Annotated in this window: 14 protein-coding genes and 1 pseudogene; 5 read left to right on the top strand and 10 right to left on the bottom strand. The window is 40.2% G+C overall.

Annotated features, from left to right (window positions below):
* The first annotated feature begins 158 nt into the window (after positions 1-158).
* From HWQ39_RS23945 to HWQ39_RS23935, 3 genes are all read left to right on the top strand, one after another.
* Positions 159-698: a hypothetical protein gene (locus HWQ39_RS23945; protein WP_292850450.1), complete on the top strand. Its 540-nt coding sequence runs from the start codon at positions 159-161 to the stop codon at positions 696-698.
* Positions 695-1,003 (top strand): hypothetical protein, encoded by a 309-nt coding sequence (locus HWQ39_RS23940; RefSeq protein ID WP_292850448.1) that lies wholly within the window; start codon positions 695-697, stop codon positions 1,001-1,003. Before HWQ39_RS23945 ends, HWQ39_RS23940 begins: the two co-directional genes overlap by 4 nt.
* 84 nt (positions 1,004-1,087) lie before the next feature.
* Positions 1,088-2,167: a DUF5131 family protein gene (locus tag HWQ39_RS23935; RefSeq protein WP_292850446.1), complete on the top strand. Its 1,080-nt coding sequence runs from the start codon at positions 1,088-1,090 to the stop codon at positions 2,165-2,167.
* Between the two features lie 91 nt (positions 2,168-2,258).
* On the opposite strand, the gene HWQ39_RS23930 is transcribed toward HWQ39_RS23935, so the two are convergent.
* From HWQ39_RS23930 to HWQ39_RS23900, 6 genes and pseudogenes are all read right to left on the bottom strand, one after another.
* On the bottom strand, positions 2,259-2,705 hold the full coding sequence (locus tag HWQ39_RS23930; RefSeq protein WP_292850444.1) for a thermonuclease family protein: 447 nt from the start codon (positions 2,703-2,705) through the stop codon (positions 2,259-2,261).
* Positions 2,706-2,759: 54 nt separating this feature from the next.
* On the bottom strand, positions 2,760-3,560 hold the full coding sequence (locus tag HWQ39_RS23925; protein ID WP_292850442.1) for a hypothetical protein: 801 nt from the start codon (positions 3,558-3,560) through the stop codon (positions 2,760-2,762).
* A gap of 291 nt (positions 3,561-3,851) precedes the next feature.
* Positions 3,852-5,243 (bottom strand): annotated as a pseudogene (locus HWQ39_RS23915) (YifB family Mg chelatase-like AAA ATPase); the annotation flags it as partial.
* Positions 5,244-5,351: 108 nt separating this feature from the next.
* Complete coding sequence (locus HWQ39_RS23910; RefSeq protein WP_292850440.1) at positions 5,352-6,578, bottom strand: pentapeptide repeat-containing protein; 1,227 nt, start codon at positions 6,576-6,578, stop codon at positions 5,352-5,354.
* Between the two features lie 744 nt (positions 6,579-7,322).
* Positions 7,323-8,798, bottom strand: coding sequence for a pentapeptide repeat-containing protein (locus tag HWQ39_RS23905; protein WP_292850438.1), 1,476 nt, complete (start codon positions 8,796-8,798; stop codon positions 7,323-7,325).
* Positions 8,799-9,071: 273 nt separating this feature from the next.
* Entirely contained in the window at positions 9,072-9,782 is a 711-nt protein-coding gene (locus tag HWQ39_RS23900; protein WP_292850436.1) for a pentapeptide repeat-containing protein, read from the bottom strand.
* Positions 9,783-10,044: 262 nt separating this feature from the next.
* Between HWQ39_RS23900 and HWQ39_RS23895 the strand changes: the two genes are divergently transcribed.
* Positions 10,045-11,235, top strand: coding sequence for an FAD-dependent oxidoreductase (locus HWQ39_RS23895; RefSeq protein WP_292850434.1), 1,191 nt, complete (start codon positions 10,045-10,047; stop codon positions 11,233-11,235).
* A gap of 98 nt (positions 11,236-11,333) precedes the next feature.
* Here HWQ39_RS23895 and HWQ39_RS23890 read toward each other — a convergent pair whose 3' ends face one another.
* Positions 11,334-13,151 (bottom strand): tetratricopeptide repeat protein, encoded by a 1,818-nt coding sequence (locus tag HWQ39_RS23890; RefSeq protein ID WP_292850432.1) that lies wholly within the window; start codon positions 13,149-13,151, stop codon positions 11,334-11,336.
* Between the two features lie 165 nt (positions 13,152-13,316).
* On the opposite strand from HWQ39_RS23890, the gene HWQ39_RS23885 reads away from it, so the two are divergent.
* Positions 13,317-13,631 carry a hypothetical protein gene (locus HWQ39_RS23885; protein WP_292850430.1) on the top strand — a complete coding sequence of 105 codons (315 nt, stop codon included), beginning with the start codon at positions 13,317-13,319 and terminating at the stop codon, positions 13,629-13,631.
* Between the two features lie 83 nt (positions 13,632-13,714).
* Here the strand turns inward: HWQ39_RS23885 and HWQ39_RS23880 are convergent, their stop codons facing one another.
* The 3 genes from HWQ39_RS23880 to HWQ39_RS23870 all read right to left on the bottom strand — a co-directional run bounded on the left by HWQ39_RS23880 (position 13,715) and on the right by HWQ39_RS23870 (position 18,383).
* Positions 13,715-16,876, bottom strand: coding sequence for a plasmid replication protein, CyRepA1 family (locus HWQ39_RS23880; protein WP_292850428.1), 3,162 nt, complete (start codon positions 16,874-16,876; stop codon positions 13,715-13,717).
* A 356-nt stretch (positions 16,877-17,232) separates the two neighbouring features.
* Positions 17,233-17,433, bottom strand: coding sequence for a hypothetical protein (locus tag HWQ39_RS23875; RefSeq protein ID WP_292850426.1), 201 nt, complete (start codon positions 17,431-17,433; stop codon positions 17,233-17,235).
* Positions 17,434-17,555: 122 nt separating this feature from the next.
* Positions 17,556-18,383 (bottom strand): carbohydrate ABC transporter permease, encoded by an 828-nt coding sequence (locus HWQ39_RS23870; RefSeq protein WP_292850423.1) that lies wholly within the window; start codon positions 18,381-18,383, stop codon positions 17,556-17,558.
* Positions 18,384-18,453: the final 70 nt, after the last annotated feature.

The following is an 18,453-nucleotide window of genomic DNA, read 5'->3' as shown; positions in this document are numbered from 1 at the left end:
TAATGCTGTTACTTGTGAAAAACAATTTTTAAATTAGGAAATATGGTTATAAAGATCGGTTAATTAACCGTTATCGCATTTCGTAGAGATCCTGATGCGATCGCAGTCTTTTTTTAATGCTGTCGCCTATCAGTGATGATTATTTATAAATTACTGCAATGGAAATAGATTTTAGTTGTCTAGATTGCAAACATCACGAGCATTCTTATAACACTCCAACTATGGGAGAAGGCGAACCAGAGTTGGAATTTTACTGTAATCATCCAAAAATATCCGAATTGGAGGTTGATGAGGAATCTGAACTTTTTAAAATTGCTCAGAACTGTTCTTGCTTTGAACCTACTGAGCTATTAAAGGCTGAATTAGATGATACTCATGAACCAACTAAATCATGCTTTCAATGTAAATGGATTTTCGCTAATCTTCCGGCTGAATTATTAGAACAGGAAAACTTTGATGATTCAGAATTTGAATGGCGGTGTGAACATCCTGAATGTGGAGAGGAAAACTCAGGGATACCAATCTCACCAGAGGATCTTGCACCCGATCCAAACTGCAAAGAATGTTACGGACGTGGAATAACTTATGCCGGAAGTGAAGGTTCTTTCTTTTGTGAATGTTTTCCTGATGAAACCAACCATTTACACGTAGCCGAATATCTTGCTAATCATTGTTCAAAATATGACGTTAAATTATGAAATTACTAACAGGATTTATACCAAAAGCATTGTTGACTGCAAACAAGTCTTATCGTCATAAGCTACCAAAGCAACGCTTGTTAGAGGTCATTGAGTTATTAGATGCTCATGGGGAACTGACAGATTATAACGCGCGGTTACTTGAAGCGATCGCACTATCACTGTTCTGGGATGAAAAAGCCTACCTCAAGTTTGAAGCTCTGGGTTCGGAACTGGCTGAAGAACAGTTTAATTTAGCCTTTATCAATTGTGAACATGATGAAGCTATAGCCTCACCAGAAAACCCTAGAAATTGGAAGAAGTAATAGTTAATGGGTTGGGAGCAGCAATCCCAACCTAATTATTAAATGCTATCGCTTGGTGAAATTAGTTATTATGGAGCGCAATAAATGAGTAAAGGTTCTGCTATCCAGTGGACTAAAGACACATGGCCAATTGTAACTGGCTGTGAGTTTGCAAGTAAAGGTTGCATAAATTGCTATGCCTTAAAGGATAGTTGGCGACTCGCGCACAATCCTAATCCCAAGGTTTCAGAACCTTACAAAGATACAGTTGTAAAAACGGCTAACGGCAAGCTGCAATGGTCAGGATTGGTAAAATGCCATCCTGATAGATTGGGCTGGATTCTGAACTGGGGAAGTTGGCAAGATTCTCATTTAGTATTTGTCTGCAACATGGCAGACTTGTTTCATAAGGATGTTCCGTTTGAGTTTGTAGACCGAGCGATCGCCTACATGATTTTGGGTGCTTGGAACAAATACCAAATCCTGACCAAACGCCCACAACGAATGATGGAATACTTCACCGCTCCTGATCGTATAGAGAAAATCCAAAATGCTCTAATTCTGGCTTGGGATACAGTTATGAACAATCCCAGCAGAAAAGTAAAGGCAATGCTTGAAAGTTCACTGCATAGTGACTGGTTGTTAAAACAAACCAAAAATCTCAAGCTACCGCTAGAGCATATTTGGCTGGGTCATTCTGTTTGCACACAAGAGGATGCCCAAGACATTGATTATTTGCTAAAAACTCCCGCAGCAGTACACTTTCTCAGTTGCGAACCTTTACTGGAGGAGGTTGATTTGTCGGAATGGTTAGGCGAGTTTATTGGTGAAGGTATATGTGATGGTTGTGGTGAACAAGGTAAACTCTATGCTATTAACGTTGCGCCCGTAGCTGGGGCGGCAATCTGTACTGAATGTGCGCCGCGTCCTGATTGGGTTATTGTTGGCGGAGAGTCAGGCGCAAAAGCTAGACCAACTTATCTTGAGCATTTACGATCGCTGGTCAAACAAGCTAACTTCGCTGAAGTCCCGGTATTTGTTAAACAACTTGGCGCTAAACCTGTGGCTCATTGGGATGAAGAAAACCAAGTTCTCACCATGCACAAGATTAGCGATCGCAAAGGTGGAATCTTAGAAGAGTTCCCCGCAGAATTGCAAATCAGACAATTTCCCGAAGCCCTATAAGAATTCAAAACGCATTTGGATTCAACCTGTTTTAGTCAATAGTTTTACTAAATGGCTAGGTTTATGGCTCTCTCCATTGGAGTGAGTCTTTTTATTTCCAAACCCCAAGACGTTTTTCTTTAGCAATTTGTTCAGCAAGTTTTAGAGAATCACTATTAGGGCAATTGTCCTGAGCGTTGAACTTAGCAAGTCCCTTAACCAATAATTCTTCTGATAGCATTTTTTCTTCCTCGGAAGCAGTAGGGACAAAGATTTCTGCTGCATTGCCAGAAAATATAGCTGATACAGATTTATTTTCTATTAAGGAATAAATTAGTTTTTTAGCTTCTGCTTGGTTTGCAGTTGCCACGACCACACCGCACAATTTCACCTGCCGAGTTTGATTGTTACAGACGAGAACCAGAGAATCCCCACTTATTACTTGCGTTGCTTCACACAATTTGCTGTTAGGTAGTTCATCTCTGGACAACAGGAACAATATCATTAACCCTAATAACCCTAAACCAAGTAGACACGCAACAATAGCAAGTTTTTTCATCTCTATCTCAATAAAACTGACTTATTTTTAACAATTTTTCATAAAGAATTAATTTCACTTATTAATTCTTTCGATAGGTATAACTTCTTCAAGGTTAAATACCCTAACTCCCAAATCAATACACAATATACCTAGCATTTGCAAGACAATGAAGATAATTAACCAACTTTTCAAACCACCAGGAATATTGTTAATAATTGCAGATACTCTAGATAAACTTTCGATTTTTTCTATATCCTTCCACTTTTCATTATCACCCTCTTGGTAAATCTCTACAGCTTTTAATCTGTTTAAAAACGAATTATGATCTGTGTAGATGATTTTTTCCATTTGTCTTAATTTTACAGACGCTTCTCTTAACTCTACTTCCAGTGTAATTAATGTTTCAATAGACTTACGCTGGTCAACTATAGGGTTTTCCACCAAAGCTTTGACTAACCATTCCAGTTGTTCAGTGCTACGTCGTTCTTCAACAAATTTCACTGCATCAGGAATAGCCTTTAATAAAATTTTATTTCGTTCGCTAGAAGCTTTTAAGTTTTCCTCTATAAGTTTGCGCTCAGTGATATCAATGGCTTGGCTAAAAATCAAGCTCTCCTGCCTCTTAGAACACACAAATAAACAAACTTCGTTATAGTAACATTCCCAATTTAGCTCTGTTCCCAAAGGCGAATCTACAAGATTTTTTATAATTTGTATTTGACTGTCGCATTTACTCCCAGCTGGCATACCCGGAACAGATTCTTTGTTCAAGTTAAATAAATCAGCTAGTTTTTGATTTACAGCAAAATATTTAAGATTCAAATCAATAATTGAGATGAATCCAGGCATTGAATCTAACTCAAAATTATTCATAATTCTAAAAAGATAAAAATTCATTTTATCCTATCAGAATCGTTATCTTTCACAACCAATTCCATCACCATCACGGTCAAACCCATGCGGGTCATTACCGACAACGCGGAAATTACGATATTCTATTTCTCCACAGTCTATGTCAGGCGCACCCACTGGAATACATAAATCAGGATATGACGGGTCACAATTGGAGGATTGCGATACTGGCTTAGGCGATGAATTTGGTTTTGGTTTGCTGTTCTGTCTGCGAAAATCCCAAGGCATCACAGGCTTAGTCTGGTTCCAGAATCCGAGTTTTTTGCTTTTGGCATCTGCCTCCGCAGACAACAAACTGTTTTGGCTAGTAGGACAATTTTTCAAGTATTGCCGATACACAACTGCTTGTCCTTCCTGAACCATAACAAGATTGATGTTGCGATTCTCTACAAATATCTCAGCAACAAACCTGCCATACCTATCTTTTTCCTTGATCGAGAATTTAGCTGGTTTTCCAACTGGTAGTAGCTGCTTGAGCCTATCCCGCGATCGCTCACCCCAAGGAGCCTGTTTCATCTCAGCAGCATCAATACAAGCTAGCCGAATAGTTGCTTTTTTGCTACCAAATTGGGCTGTTACCGTGTCGCCATCACCAACACTGATGATTTTCGCGGTGATTGGCCCAGATTGAGCCAGCACTGGCATTGACACCAAAAATAATGCAGCCGACATAGCAGCTGCAACAACAGTTTTTTTGTTCGTGATTAAACTTGGTATTGTGATATCGTTTAGGAAAAGTACACCTCTGTGAGATAGTGAAATTTCTCCAGGACGAGGAAAGCTACCACCGCCAACTAGAGAAGGCCCGGATGCCGAGTGGTGGGGACTGCGAAAAGGGCGATCGCGTACTAATGAACCACGATTTTTCAATAAACCAGCTACCGAATGAATGCGAGTCACTTCTAAAGATTCGGCAAAGGTTAAGGGCGGTAAAATTCCCGGTAAGCGTCTTGCTAGCATAGTTTTACCACTACCAGGCGGCCCGACAAAAATTAAATTATGCCCACCAGCCGCAGCAATTTCTAAAGCACGACGCCCATGAGCCTGTCCTTTTACATCATGCAAATCTGCGCCAAGGTATGATGCTTTTGCTATCTCCACTGTACTATCAAGCTGCACAGGTTTATAACGCCCCGGATTATTTAAAAAATCCACCACCTCAGATAGATGTTTGTACCCATAAACAGCCAAGCCTTCAACCACTACCGCTTCTTGGGCATTATCAGTAGGGAGAACTAAACCTGCGATTCCCATTTTTTGGGCTGCGGCGGCGATGGGTAAGACACCAGCCACCGGACGCAAACTGCCATCTAGAGAGACTTCGCCCAAAAATAGATAATCCCCCAACAAATCGGCGCTAACTTGCTCAGAAGCCGCTAAAATTCCGACACTAATGGGTAAGTCGAAACAGGGGCCTTCTTTGCGTAAATCTGCCGGAGTTAAATTAATAACTATTTTTCGCATCGGAAAGGCAAAGCCAGTATTTTTCAAAGTTGCTTTGACTCTTTCTCTCGATTCTTGAATTGCTGAATCTGGTAGTCCCAAGACAACAATTCCCGGTAATCCCCCTGACACATCGACTTCTACGCCTACTTTGACGGCATCGATGCCCACAATTGATGCACTCCAGACTCTAGCAAGCATTTCTTATATAACAATAAACCAATAGACATCTCTAGCAGATGAGTTAGTTGGTTGGCATTAGTGAAAGCACATAGATGATTTTGGGCAATTCATCAATTGCCCATCACATTATCGCCAGTGCTGGGGTATTTTCAGATTTTCCGGTAGGATGGTTGTGCGATCGCCAATTGCTTGTTCAATCTGCTGCGATTCTACATTTTCCGAACCGCTTAAGTTTGCTCCACAGAGGTTAGCTTCTTGGAAATTAGCTTCTTGGAGGTTAGCTGTACTCAGTAATACACTGTCTAAATTAGCTCCAGCCAGTTTTGCCCTTTGCAAGTTACTGCCAATCAAGTTTGCATCTTGGAGATTGCTACCCTCAAGGTTGGCTTCTTCTAAGTTAGCATCACAAAGAATTGCTCCTTCCAAGTTAGCATCACAAAGAACTGCACCTGCCAAATTGGCATCACAAAGAACTGCACCTTCCAAATTGGCATCATAAAGAATTGCTTGAGAAAGGTTCGCTTTTCTGAGGACTACGCCTTGGAGATTGGCTTCTGGGAGGATGGCTTTTTGCAGGTTGGCTTCGTAGAGGACTGAACCACAAAGATAGGTTACTGATAAATCTGCTTCCGAGAGATTGACTCGTGTAAAATTGACCCATTGCAAGTTAGCTCCGACAAACATCGCCCTTGAGAGGTTAGCTTCCGTTAAGTCTGCATTACTCAAGTCTGTATTGCGTAAATCAAGTTTCTGATTGATTGGATCTTTGTATGAATCGCGTCGTCCAATGACAGTTAAGGCTGTTTGAATATCTGTAGGAAGTTTGGATGATTGCCTTGACTCGTCCTCATATTCCTGATTCGCCGAGGCATTTTCGCGGATAAAAGCAGCGAGAATTTCCATGATTGTCCAATGGTCTTTTGGAGAATCTTTGGCAATTCGTTCTAAAGCATAAATTGCCGCAAATCGCGTCTCAATCTTTTCATTTCCCAATTGTTCAATTGCTTTAGAAAAGCGTTCGGGAACAATTTCTTGTGGAGTTACTTGGGTATGATTGATGCCATTTCCGATATTTTTATCCCAAGCTAGTGTTCCAGCCAGAAGTTGGGTTAACAGACTGTGATTCTCATCTAGAGAGAGTCTAGAGGTATAGTAAGCATTAATAATTAATGCCAATCCTCCAATAATTATGGCAATAGTTGTTAATGCTTGAGTAATGTATTCGATTTTTTCTTGAGTTGAAAATTCTTGAATGTTTTCAAAAAATGAGAAAATTAGAGTGAATGATAAAATAAATATAATTGAGATAAATGCCAACAAAGTCGTGTGCCCATTGGTCTTTATGAAAGACATGTCATAAGTCTTCATATCCGACTCCTTACGGAAATAAATTTAGGTTGATTCTAAGAGTATCCGTAAAGTTATGATAGAGTAAAAACACGGATAAAATTGACCACCTATTAAATCTACGACATAAAAATTATCCATATACAGTCATCCTCAATCATTCGCGCTCGACAAGATCCTAAACTTTCTAAAGAAGTCAGGGATCGCATTATTCACGAACGATTAGCAGTTGGGACACAACATTTTTCTCTATGAACTGGAGTATTTCAGGCAATTAGAAAAACGATATTACTTGTGAGAAATAGTTTAAAATCTGTAACATTAACCAGGTTTATTTAATTACTCAGGTTGATCGCAAACCCCAAGTAGATTGGACTAAGTTAGAAATCACTGTGAGTAATTCTTCTGCTGCCCACAGGTTAAACGATGTGCTATTGAAACCCTGCTCTTATTGCGTATTGCTGATTGCATGGTTTCTCTCTCAACATTTCTTAAATACTATAGGCAAGATTGCTCTCTTCTATATTCTCCTACAAGCCATAGATAGCAGCAGTATTCTCATCTATTTCTTGTTTTTCGATAAATGAATAAATAATCCAATAAACAAATTTCTCAGTATGTCTGTGTTGTTATCAGACATAGCTTTCATCTTCCTCATTTCCAGAATTGTTACGGAGACTTTTGGTAAAAACTATAGCATTAAGTAAAACTGGTAGAATACGCCCAAATAACTAATGATGCTCTGATAACTTAACCAGACTGCCGCCAATGTGTCGGTGCTTCGATATAATCAGGTAGACGAGTGGTGCGATCGCCAAGTGCATCTCTAATCTGCTGCAATTCTAAGTTTTTTGCTCCTGTCAAAATTGTTCCTTCCAGCTTGACATCACTTAGATTAGTCTGTGAAAAGTTAGCTCCCATCAGGTTTGCCTGAGTTAGATTAGCTTGATAAAAGGTTGCCCTATATAAGTTTGCTCCAATCAGGTTAGCCTGATACAAGTCAGCTTCCGTTAAACTGGCTTCTGAGAGGTTGGCAAAATAGACTTCTGTTTGGTGGAGTTTAGCTGCATTCAAATTAGCCCCAGAAAGGTTAGCTCCATTTAAGTTCGCCCCACAGAGGTTAGCACCAATCAAACCCGTTTGCTGTAGGTTGGCTTTACCCAATTTTGCTCCTTGCAAGTTAGCTAAAAACAACTTTGCTCCAGAGAGATTAGCGACTTTTAAAGTCGCTTGTTGCAAGTTAGCTTTATAAAGGTTCGCTCCCTGTAAATTCGCTGCACGCAGACTTGCTCCAGAGAGATTAGCTGAACGTAGATTTGCTCCAGAGAGGTTGGTACGATTGAGGTTAGCCCAACAAAGGTTAGCTCCGTATAAGCTAGCTTTTAGTAATTTGGTTTCATAAAGAATCGACTTAATAAGTTTAGCGCCACTCAGGTCAGCCCCACTCAAGTCAGCCCCACGCAGGTCAGCCCCACTCAAGTCAGCCCCACGCAGGTCAGCTTGTTGCAGGTTAGTTTTTAGTAGGTCTGCTTGTCTAATGTCGGTATTACGTAAATCAAGTTTCTGATCTTTTGGGTCTTCGAGTAGATTACGTCTGCCGATAACACTCAGGGCTGCTTGAATATCGGTGCGTATTTTTGGCAATTCTTCATGAAGATTTTGATCTACCTGCGGTGTCGGACGCGACCCACCTCTACGCCTACTTGAATAAACTGCTCCTTGATATTCGGGGTTTTGTTGCTCACCTTTTACGTGGTGGATAGGTGCATTCTCTCGCACAAAGGCAGTGAGAATTTCCATAATTGTCCAGTGTTCTTGAGGAAAATCCTGAGCAACTCTTTCTAGGGCATAAATTGCACCTGTGCGGGTTTCAACCTTTTCATGACCAAGCTGGGCAATTGCGCCCATAAAGCGCTCTGCAATCAATCTGTCTTGATTGAGTTTGGCATTTTGCAGGCCAATTTCTAAGCTTTTCTCAGATGCGATCGCACTCTTTTGCATCGCTTGGGCACGCCTTGCTGCATAATAGGTATTAAACATTGCTGCCGATGCGAGAAAAACTATTGCAGTAGTTGTTAAAGCTTGGTTTCTATACTGAATTTTTTCTTGAATTGACAATTCTTTAATACTTGACAAGACAAAGAAAATTACAGTCAATGAGAAACCAAATATAAGTGTTATAGCGATCAACCAATTCAACAGAGGGTCTGTCTTTTTAGAAGACATGGTAAAAATTTTCCTTACAACCTAGAATTATTACTTAGATGTTGGGGAAAAATAGTATAGCATCTAGCAGAAAATTATAATAGGTGTCAAGACACTCGTTGAACTACGGAATAATATCGAATATACTTATAGATTACGGCATAAATAAACCACCCATTCCAAATCAATGGAACCCTTGCAGTACAATAATTACGGATTACACTGAAAATAAGAAATGGTGAGTTGGGAGTATGGAGTTAGGAAAATTAATCAAGCGGATATGATATTAGTATTTTAGTTAGAGAATTTGGTTTCTCTGAGGTTTGCCGCATCAAGTATGGCATCATTTAAAATTGCCCCATCCAATCTAGCTAGATATAAACTGGCACGATGCAGGTTAGCTCTAGAAAAGTTAGCTCTCTCTAGATTGGCTGCACTGAGGATTGCTCCTTCTAAGTTGGCTAGATATAAGTTAGCTCCTTCTAGATTCGCTGCACTCAGTATTGCTCCCGCTAGATTAGCTTCTCTAAGATTTGCCCCAGCAAGATTAGCTTGATAGAGATTTGTCTGTTGTAGATTCGCCCCATTTAAATTTGCTCCTCTCATGTCTGTGAAGCTCAAATCAAGTTGCTCATTTTCTGGGTCTTTGTTTACATCTCTTTTGGCAATAACAGTCAATGCTGCTTGAATATCTACACGAACTTTTGTTGATAGATTGCTTGTTACTTTCTCTTGGGGTATGTAAGGAGCATTTTTTCTTACAAAATTACTCAGAATGTCTATGATTATCCAGTGGTACTGTGGATGATTATGGGCAATTTGCTCTAAATCATTAATTACAGCTAGACTGTTTTCTATTGTGTTATTTCCTAGCTGTTCGCTTGCTATTCTTAAACGTTGTTTTGGCGACTGATGCCGAGTTTTTTTTACTTGCTTCTGGAAAATCGGTATCCACAAGAATATTTTTGATATTTGAATGTTATTTTTTGATAAAATATTTTTCATGATATGAGAAACATTAATAATTACTGAAAATCTCCACAAGGGCTAACAGCCTTTTTTACAATCTGAATATGCTAATTCAATAAACAAAATGAAAAATCTAACTATTGAGCGAATATAGGGAACTCTAAGAAATAAATTATCCAATATTGTGGGGTGGGTAACATGAGCGCCCAGTCTGTATGGCTCTCGTGTCGCCCACCCCACAAGAGTTAATTGCATATTTTTTTATTTGTCAGTCCCTTAACTAAAAATGAGTATTAAAATGCAGCAAAATACACAGCCAATAGTTAAAAAACTGGTGTTAATTGGTGGCGGTCATAGCCATGCTATTGTTATGAAAATGTTTGGAACAAAACCGTTACCAGGAATACATTTAACATTGATTAGTGCAGCATCAAAGACAGCTTATTCTGGAATGTTACCAGGACACATTGCCGGATTTTATAGCCACGATGAATGCCATATTGACTTGCAACCCTTGGCGAACTTTGCTCAAGCACAGTTATGTATTGACACGGTAGTTGCCCTAGACTTGAAAAATAACAAAGTTCTTTGTGCTAGCGGACTAGCGGTAGATTTCGATGTGCTGTCTATTGATATTGGCAGCACTCCCGCCACAATATCTGTATCAGGTGCGGCAGAATATGCGATCGCAGCTAAACCAGTATCGCAGCTATTAGAGCATTGGCGTGAATTAATTGAAGCTGTAGGTAAAAATCCTCAAGAACCAATTAGCATTGCGATCGCAGGTGGAGGCGCAGGTGGTGTAGAATTAGCGCTATCGATGCGATCGCGTTTACACCAGATTTTACATCAAGCTCAACAACCTATTCAAAACCTGGAAATTCATTTATTCCAGCGTGGACAAGAACTGATGCCCAATTATCATCAGTCAGTACGGCATCAACTTCAGCAAACTTTAATTGAGCAAGGCATTAAAGTCCATCTTGGTGAAACTGTGTGTAAAATTGCACCCATAACATCTAAGGAAACTAAAGAAGTATTTGAAATTAAATGTGAATCTGGGTTGAAAGTAGAGTGCAATAAAATCTTTTGGGTAACACAAGCATCAGCACCCGAATGGTTAAAAAACGCTGGACTAGGAACTAATAAACAAGGTTTTATTTTGGTAGAAGATACGTTGCAATCTCAAACGCATCCGCAGGTATTTGCATCTGGTGACATTGCCACAATGGTAAACCATCCCCGTCCAAAAGCTGGGGTATTTGCTGTTAGACAAGGCAAACCTTTATTTGAGAATTTGCAGCGAATTCTATTAGGTAAGTCGCTTAAACCTTATAAGCCACAGAAACAATATTTAAGTTTAATTGGTACAGGAGATAAACGAGCCATAGCCACACGAGGTATCATCACTTTACCACCCCACAAACTATTGTGGCATTACAAAGATTGGATTGACCGCCGTTTTATGGAACGCTTTCGCTTGGAATAATATCATGTCTAGAGACGCGATGAATCGCCGTCTCTACAAACGACTGATTATTGTAGAGATGGCGATTTATCGCGTCTTTGTGATTAGCGGCGTGTCATTCAAAGCTGTTCAATTAGCTCAATAATTTGCTGATAATACTGGATATTTCCTTCTTGGTAATACAAGTCTGCGGATTTCCAGAAATCCGCAATTGCTCTTTGAGAGTCTCCTAGATTGCGGTAGACATCTGCCCGAAGAATGTAAGCGGAAGCCCAATTAGGCTGACGCTGTAAGGCTTGGTTTAAGTCTGCAAGCGCTCCTTGTAAATCTCCCAGCAGAGAACGGCTACGACCCCGATTATACCAGTCTTCGGCAAAGCTGGGGTCGATCGCGATCGCCCGACTGTAATCTTCTATTGCCCCTTGATAATCTTCTAGGGCATAGCGAGCATTGGCGCGATCGCTGTAAAATGCAGCAGATTGGGGATTTATTTGCAATGCTTGGGTGTAATCTGCGATCGCACTTTCATAAGCTTCTAAAGCATAGTGGGTAGAACCTCGGTTGTAATATGCTTCAATTAAATTAGGATTAATTTTTAATGCTTGATTATAATCGGCGATCGCTCCTTGTTCATCTCCTAAAAGACGACGAGCATTTCCCCGATTGCAATAGGCTTGAGAAAAATCAGGAACAAGTTCTATGGCTTGAGTGTTATCGTCAATTGCTCCTTGTAAATCTTGCAAGGCTTCACGGGCAATACTCCGACCATAATAAGCTGCGGCTAATTTATCATTAATTTCTAATGCTCGATCGTAATCTTTAATTGCGCCTTTATGATCACCTAAAGAACGACGAGCTGCGGCGCGATCGCAATATCCTTCTGCTAAATTAGGATTGAGTTGTAATAAACGATTGCTATCTTCAATTGCACCTTGATAATCTCCCAATCGGCGAAGAGCATTAGCCCGAAAGCCGTATACTAAAGCTAGAGTCGGATTTTCTTGTAACGCTTGCTTATAATCTGCGATCGCACCCTGATAGTCTTCAAGAGTACTACGAACTAGACCACGCTCACAATAAGCTTGCACATCATCAGGATTCAGCTTTAATGCTTGGTTAAAGTCTGCAATTGCTTCATGATAGTTTTTGAGGTGAGCTAGCACAAGACCCCGATTATAGTACGCTCCGGCAAAGCTGGGATTGATTTTTAGGGCGTGGTTGTAATCTGCGATCGCACTTTGATAATCTGCTAAAGCGTAGTGGGCATTACCTCGGTTATGATAAGCTTCCGCCAAGTTAGGATCTAATTCTAATGCCTGGTTATGGTCAGCGATCGCTTCTTGATAATTGCCTAAAATCTGGTGGATGTTACCGCGATTGCTGTAAGCTGCGGCAAAATGGGGATGCCATTGTAAAGCTTGCTGAAAATCTGCGATTGCTCCTTGACGATCGCCACGTTCAAAACGAGTTACGCCCCGATTATGATAAGCGTTGGCAATATCAATATTGATGTTATCAGCTAATTGGGTACTCATTTCGATTGTTTGGATATAATCTGCGATCGCCTTATCGTAGTTTTCCAAAGCAAAGTAGGCATTTCCCCGGCTGTGGTAAGATTGCGCCAGATTGGGATCTAATTGTAGTGCTTGATTATGGTCAGCGATGGCACCTTGATAATCGGCTAAAAAGTAACGAGCATTAGCGCGGTTGTAATAGGCTATGGCAAAATTGGGATTGATTTCGATGGCGCGATTGAAGTTAGCGATCGCACTACGATAATCTTTGAGTTGACCAGTTAAAATCAGCCCGCGATTATGGTAAGCTTCGCCATAGTCAGGATTTAGCTTGATTGCTTGGGTGTAAGCTGCGATCGCGGCTTGATAGTCCCCTTGTAGATTGTGGTTTAATCCTTGGTTAAAAAAATCTTCAGCATTCATATAACTTTTTTGGCTTTTGACATTCTCTAGCCTAAAGCATCAGGATTGTTAGCGATATGTTTTCAAAATTATTCCAACTACTATTGTGACTGTTTCGAGGATGTTTCGTTTCAATCCTGCGAACAGGTTTCATTTATTTGAAAGTCTAATTAAAGCTTAACAGTTATGAACAGCATTATTCACCCCATTAGCTTTCGAGTCATTGAGCGCAAAATCACACCCGAAAGGTCTTACTGGCATTTTAGAAAAGGTAAAACTTTTTACAACCCATTAAATTTACCAGATGGTGATATTGAATTCATGTTTGGCACAACTAAAAAGAAAGTTGTTGTTGAGTTATTTCGGATTAATGGCGGAAAAGCCGGCTACTATCTAGCAGACTTACGCCAAAAAAAATACTACTACTGCGGGCAAGATTGGGATAGTGTGAGAGTGCAGTTGCGATCGCTTGGCATTGGCAGAGACGATCCAATGGAGTAGGCTATTACAAAACCCCTCTTGAAAAGTTCTTCAGGAGGGGTTTTAGTTAGTTCTATTTGCTTCTTAATGAAAACCGCTATATCTTAAAATAACGGCACAGTCGGCGCAGATAATCTATCGTCTACCTTTCCAGACTGAGTTTGCATAATTTCAAACTTCCAGTCTGAAGAATAATCAGGCAACTCATAGCCAAAACTTTTAACATGGGCTAACATCAACTCATCTCGTTGATGCCAAACAGCAAATATTTGCCCCCTACTATCATATAGTGTTTCTAAGTCAATTTTATAAACCTCATTTACTCGCTTCAACTTTAAACCCAACAAATTTAACAGTCGGCTAAGTATTTTTATTGCTGAAACCTGCTCTTTCTCCCCAACTAAATTAATCCCAAGCGCTCTTTTAATATGCTTACTATGCTGAAAAGCAACATTTTTTAGTAATATCAAATCTGGCTCATTCTCAATAAATTGTCGTTTTACTTCGAGAAACTGAAGCATTCCTAAAGCTCTCATCGCTTCCACTTTGAGCGTGTAAGTTTTTAAATCTGGGAGAAAAACTTTCCCTTCACCCCAAGACAATTGCTGATGCCATTCTTGCTCGTCTCTAACGTGAAAATATTCGCTTTCGTGAGTTAAATAATAGTGAATTAACAGTTGACGATAATATCCTTGCTCATCCTGCAATTTCAGCCACGGAGTAACTTCTACACCATACCTTTGTCTGAGAATATATTTGTTGATTTGATTACGCTCTCTATCAGTTAGAGAATGCTTCACTAACAATTGCTCATATTCGACATAATCAATATCTTTAGCATTGGCTACAGCAGTTGCTACTGATAATTGATTTTGCTGCTTAATATCTTTGATTTTACGTTTAATTTCTTTAGCTTTTTGACGGCTTTGTGTCCAATCTTTTTGAACTTTGACAATTTCTAAAACTAATCTTCTGCGGGTAGCTAAATCATCGGCGTCAGTAGCCAAAAATGCCAGGCGCAAATCTCGAATAATATTATTGTGAACTGCATTACTCCGCATCTGAATTTGATGCCCATCAGCAACTAAACCATCTTGCATAGATTGCCGATAGAGACGAATAGAAGCATTTACCCTTGCAGATAACTTCGCCCAAGTTCGCAAATGAATCGGGTCATAAACCAAAGGTAAATCCACATCTATTTTATGTAACGGACTCAGCAAAGCTAAGTTTTCTTTTTGATTTTCCTGATACCAATCAGATAGCAAGCGATAATTTGTACTCCCACTACCAATTAGACCAATACCTCGTTTAGCGCACCAGACAACACGCGGCACATCATCTCTGACTCTTGCTAAAGCTTGTCTTGCTTCCGAGTCAGCAATTACCCCTTGAAAAATGCCATAAACTCGGTCGAAATGTTGGACATCAATACTAATTCCTGTACCAAGGCTAGGGGTAACAAAAACGCCATCATATTCCGATATTTTTTGATTAATTGCAGCAATAAAATCAACTGCTGCGTGACCAGGTGTATTTGTAGTGTGACTACTAACTACCAGAGTTTTAGGAAATTGTCGCCGTAATTTTTGTAGTCGCTCTTTTAAATAACGTTCAATTGTTTCACAACTATAACGCCCAGCCCGACTATCGGTAGTAACATAACATTTACGTCCAGCAAGTAAATCTAATTCTAATTGATGAATTAACGGTGTTGGATTCGGCGAATCATAAAAAGTCACATCCCAGCCATGCTGAGGCTTCCATTGGTTGAGAACTACCCAAGGTGTTAATTTAATTCCTGCCAATCCCTGTAAATATTCCAGCGAAACATCTGATAAATCAGCATCTTGGGCAATTACTAACCCTCCAGTTGTTAAAACTGTAGCAATTAGTTGCTGGAATAACTTTAATATTTTTACACGTTTGTGCTTACAAGTATTACTGTTTAACAGATGCCATAGAGATTGCTCTACTTCATCTAAAATTACTATTGCCCCACGCCAGTTTTCTGGGTTAAGTTTCCAAATCGAATCCACACACAAGCCGAGAGATTGCTGAGGAAAAGGAGAGCGGAGGATAGGAGGAGCGGGGGTAAGTGTTTGAGCAATTTTTTTATCCCCATTTTCTTTATTTCTTCCCCATTGGATACCAATCTTTTCACACAAAAATCGTCCAAGTAGGATTCTATGAGTAATTAATAAAACTGGTTGTTTTCTACTTTTCGCTTGCTGAACAACGCTTTGCAATGCGGTAGTTTTTCCCGTTCCTTTGGCTGATTTTACTCCTACTAATCCAGAAGTTGGGAAAGGAATTTCACCTATATAAGGACGGTTGAAGGTGAGTGCAGCCGGAATGCTTAACTCGGTGTGTGGTTTGGTTTGAGCAAGATAAATTTCTAAATCAACACTTTGGCGATAAACTTTCTCGAAACTACTTGCACCTTTAGCAATAATAAATTCATCAACCCCTTTTTCCATTCCTGGAAGTTCGACGACTTTAACAGGGCAATTTTTTTGCTGGAATAAACAACCAAGTTGAGAAATAGCATTATTTACAGCAGCAATTGTCTTCGGTTGAGTTTCAAAATCAAAGCAGATGTAAAAGCTGCGTTTTGTAATTGCAAAGGCTGCTAAATCTGGAATTAGCTGACGACGGGTGACTTTACCAAACTCATCTTTAACAACCCGATAACCACTGGTAATTCCGGGAATGGCAATAGCTATATATCCTTGCGTCAACAAGGTAGCTGCTTTCTTTACACCCTCGCAGATAACCAGGGGAATATTCTGCTGCATTACCCATTGCCAAAAGCCTCCAGCTTCACCATCAGCATTAATGGAGATATTGTCAGGCATCGCCAGATTGTAACGTTCAGCGACTTGCTGCCACACTTGCAACGTTACCCGCAAACAAAACACCCGCGTTGGTGTGCTGGGAGGATGCTCGTATTTGATGGACTTGCCATTGTGATTTTGTCGGGGTTGATTTGGCTTAAAACATCCCCATTCCATCATTTGCCAATTATTCAGAGGGTCTAGTCCCGAACACCACCAACCACCTTCAGTGATATGAGCATAACGCTGCAACCATCCAGCTTTCAACATTCCGGTATTGGTGCGGGGGAGTAGCTCAGAAATCAATAGGTACTCATAAGCTGTTACGCCTTGGAGTGACTTAAAATTGAGTTGCACTAAGTGTAAGTCTATACTACTACTCTTGACTAATTCTTCAAGGTGTTGGGGGTGTAAATAGTGCAGATGCATAGGGAAAGGCTCGGAGGGAAAGTCAATGAGATTAAAACACTAACATGCATCTGCTTTTTTTTTATAAGAGAGATTGCGAGGCTTTAATGATGCTTTTTTTACTTCGTTACAGGAAACACATCGGTTAAAACTCTAATAGGTTATTCTGCCTATTAGATCCCCAAAGTAATATTTTTGTATTGTGATATTTGTGCGATTTTAATTTTGATTTATCAGTAAATTTTTGTGTAAAGGAATGCGATCGCCAGAGGCTAGCTACAGGTATCGGTATGATGAGCAAGGGATACACAATTAATACAATTTCTGGTATTCAAACTCTTGGAGTCACTGCCAATAATGCATTGGGCCACTGTTTATCAACTAGCATCATCAGATTCGAGTTGATTTTGGTCGAAATCACACTGCCAATGAATTCTCAATACTCTATCCTCGAATATGCCGTACTTCTCAAGTACTGAGTGTAAGTCAGCCTTTTGTAAGCTTTCACTCAATTTCTGCTGAATCTCTTGTTGTAACTGCTGTAATATTTGAGGGTCTATGACTGGTTGAGAACTCATAACTGTTTTCTTTCGTGAGGAGTGTACAGTTATTGCTCCAGTTTAGCTAGTCTGGATTACGCTAAATGTCACAAAAATTCATGTTTTCCTGCCAGACTTCTTTATTATGCCCAGTTTCACCACTAATTTTTAATGCCTGTTGCAGCAATACCCTGAATAAACTGACGCTGACCGATGAGAAATAGTACCATTACTGGAACTGTCGCGATCGTCACCGCCGCCATCATCAAGGGCCAATTATTTGTAAATTGCTCTTGAAACTCAGCCAACGCTAGTTGTACAGTCCTTAATTCTGGTCGTGTTGTAAACACTAAAGGCTTAAACAAATCATTCCACTCACCGATGAAGGTGAACAAAAACAACGTCACTAATGCCGGACGGGCCAAAGGTAACATTACCCGCCACAAAATTTGCAGTCGGTTCGCCCCATCTATAGCTGCGGCTTCCTCTAACTCCACAGGAATTGTCTGGAAATACTGACGTAATAAGAAAATCCCAAATCCGTTGACCGCAGTGGGTAAAATGAGTGCCCCATAAGTATTTATCAAGTGTCCCCACTTCAAAACCAAAAAGATGGGAATCACCAATAACTGAAAGGGAATCACTAAAGTTGCTAAAACGACTAATAGCAGTGCTTGGCGTCCCCGAAACTTCAATCGGGCTAGGGCATAACCAGCCAAAGCAGAAGTGACAATCTGAAACGCCGTCACCGCGATCGCTACCAAGGTAGAATTAGCAAACGCCAGTAAAAATTTTCCCTGTTGCCACGCAATGCGGTAATTTGCTAAAGACCAGTTATTTTTGGATAAATTTTCGGGGCTGGCGGCGGTTGGTGCAAAGGAGGTGAGAAAAACCACAAAGAGCGGTAGTAGAACCATAAATGCCCCTAGCAGTAAGACTACTAGGCTCAAAAAATCCCCAGATTTCAGATTCAGGTTTGGTTTAAACATAACTTGAGCCGCAAAGCATTTATATCGCTAGTACTAGAGCATTGCCCCCAGCAACAATTAATCTATAAAG

This window comes from Nostoc sp. NMS8, assembly GCF_017115045.1.
Taxonomy (GTDB): Bacteria; Cyanobacteriota; Cyanobacteriia; order Cyanobacteriales; family Nostocaceae; genus Nostoc.
The sequence above is the reverse complement of the archived record's forward strand: the minus strand, read 5'-3'. Positions and strand labels throughout refer to the sequence as shown.

What these genes read in the sequence shown, in the direction of transcription:
- HWQ39_RS23940 (WP_292850448.1), top strand. Translation starts at nt 695, where the DNA reads ATGAAATTACTAACAGGATTTATACCAAAAGCATTGTTGACTGCAAAC.
- HWQ39_RS23930 (WP_292850444.1), bottom strand. Translation starts at nt 2,705, where the DNA reads ATGAAAAAACTTGCTATTGTTGCGTGTCTACTTGGTTTAGGGTTATTA.
- HWQ39_RS23890 (WP_292850432.1), bottom strand. Translation starts at nt 13,151, where the DNA reads ATGAATGCTGAAGATTTTTTTAACCAAGGATTAAACCACAATCTACAA.
- HWQ39_RS23870 (WP_292850423.1), bottom strand. Translation starts at nt 18,383, where the DNA reads ATGTTTAAACCAAACCTGAATCTGAAATCTGGGGATTTTTTGAGCCTA.
- HWQ39_RS23875 (WP_292850426.1), bottom strand. Translation starts at nt 17,433, where the DNA reads ATGAGTTCTCAACCAGTCATAGACCCTCAAATATTACAGCAGTTACAA.
- HWQ39_RS23910 (WP_292850440.1), bottom strand. Translation starts at nt 6,578, where the DNA reads ATGTCTTTCATAAAGACCAATGGGCACACGACTTTGTTGGCATTTATC.
- HWQ39_RS23900 (WP_292850436.1), bottom strand. Translation starts at nt 9,782, where the DNA reads ATGAAAAATATTTTATCAAAAAATAACATTCAAATATCAAAAATATTC.
- HWQ39_RS23905 (WP_292850438.1), bottom strand. Translation starts at nt 8,798, where the DNA reads ATGTCTTCTAAAAAGACAGACCCTCTGTTGAATTGGTTGATCGCTATA.
- HWQ39_RS23885 (WP_292850430.1), top strand. Translation starts at nt 13,317, where the DNA reads ATGAACAGCATTATTCACCCCATTAGCTTTCGAGTCATTGAGCGCAAA.
- HWQ39_RS23925 (WP_292850442.1), bottom strand. Translation starts at nt 3,560, where the DNA reads ATGAATAATTTTGAGTTAGATTCAATGCCTGGATTCATCTCAATTATT.
- HWQ39_RS23945 (WP_292850450.1), top strand. Translation starts at nt 159, where the DNA reads ATGGAAATAGATTTTAGTTGTCTAGATTGCAAACATCACGAGCATTCT.
- HWQ39_RS23880 (WP_292850428.1), bottom strand. Translation starts at nt 16,876, where the DNA reads ATGCATCTGCACTATTTACACCCCCAACACCTTGAAGAATTAGTCAAG.
- HWQ39_RS23895 (WP_292850434.1), top strand. Translation starts at nt 10,045, where the DNA reads ATGCAGCAAAATACACAGCCAATAGTTAAAAAACTGGTGTTAATTGGT.
- HWQ39_RS23935 (WP_292850446.1), top strand. Translation starts at nt 1,088, where the DNA reads ATGAGTAAAGGTTCTGCTATCCAGTGGACTAAAGACACATGGCCAATT.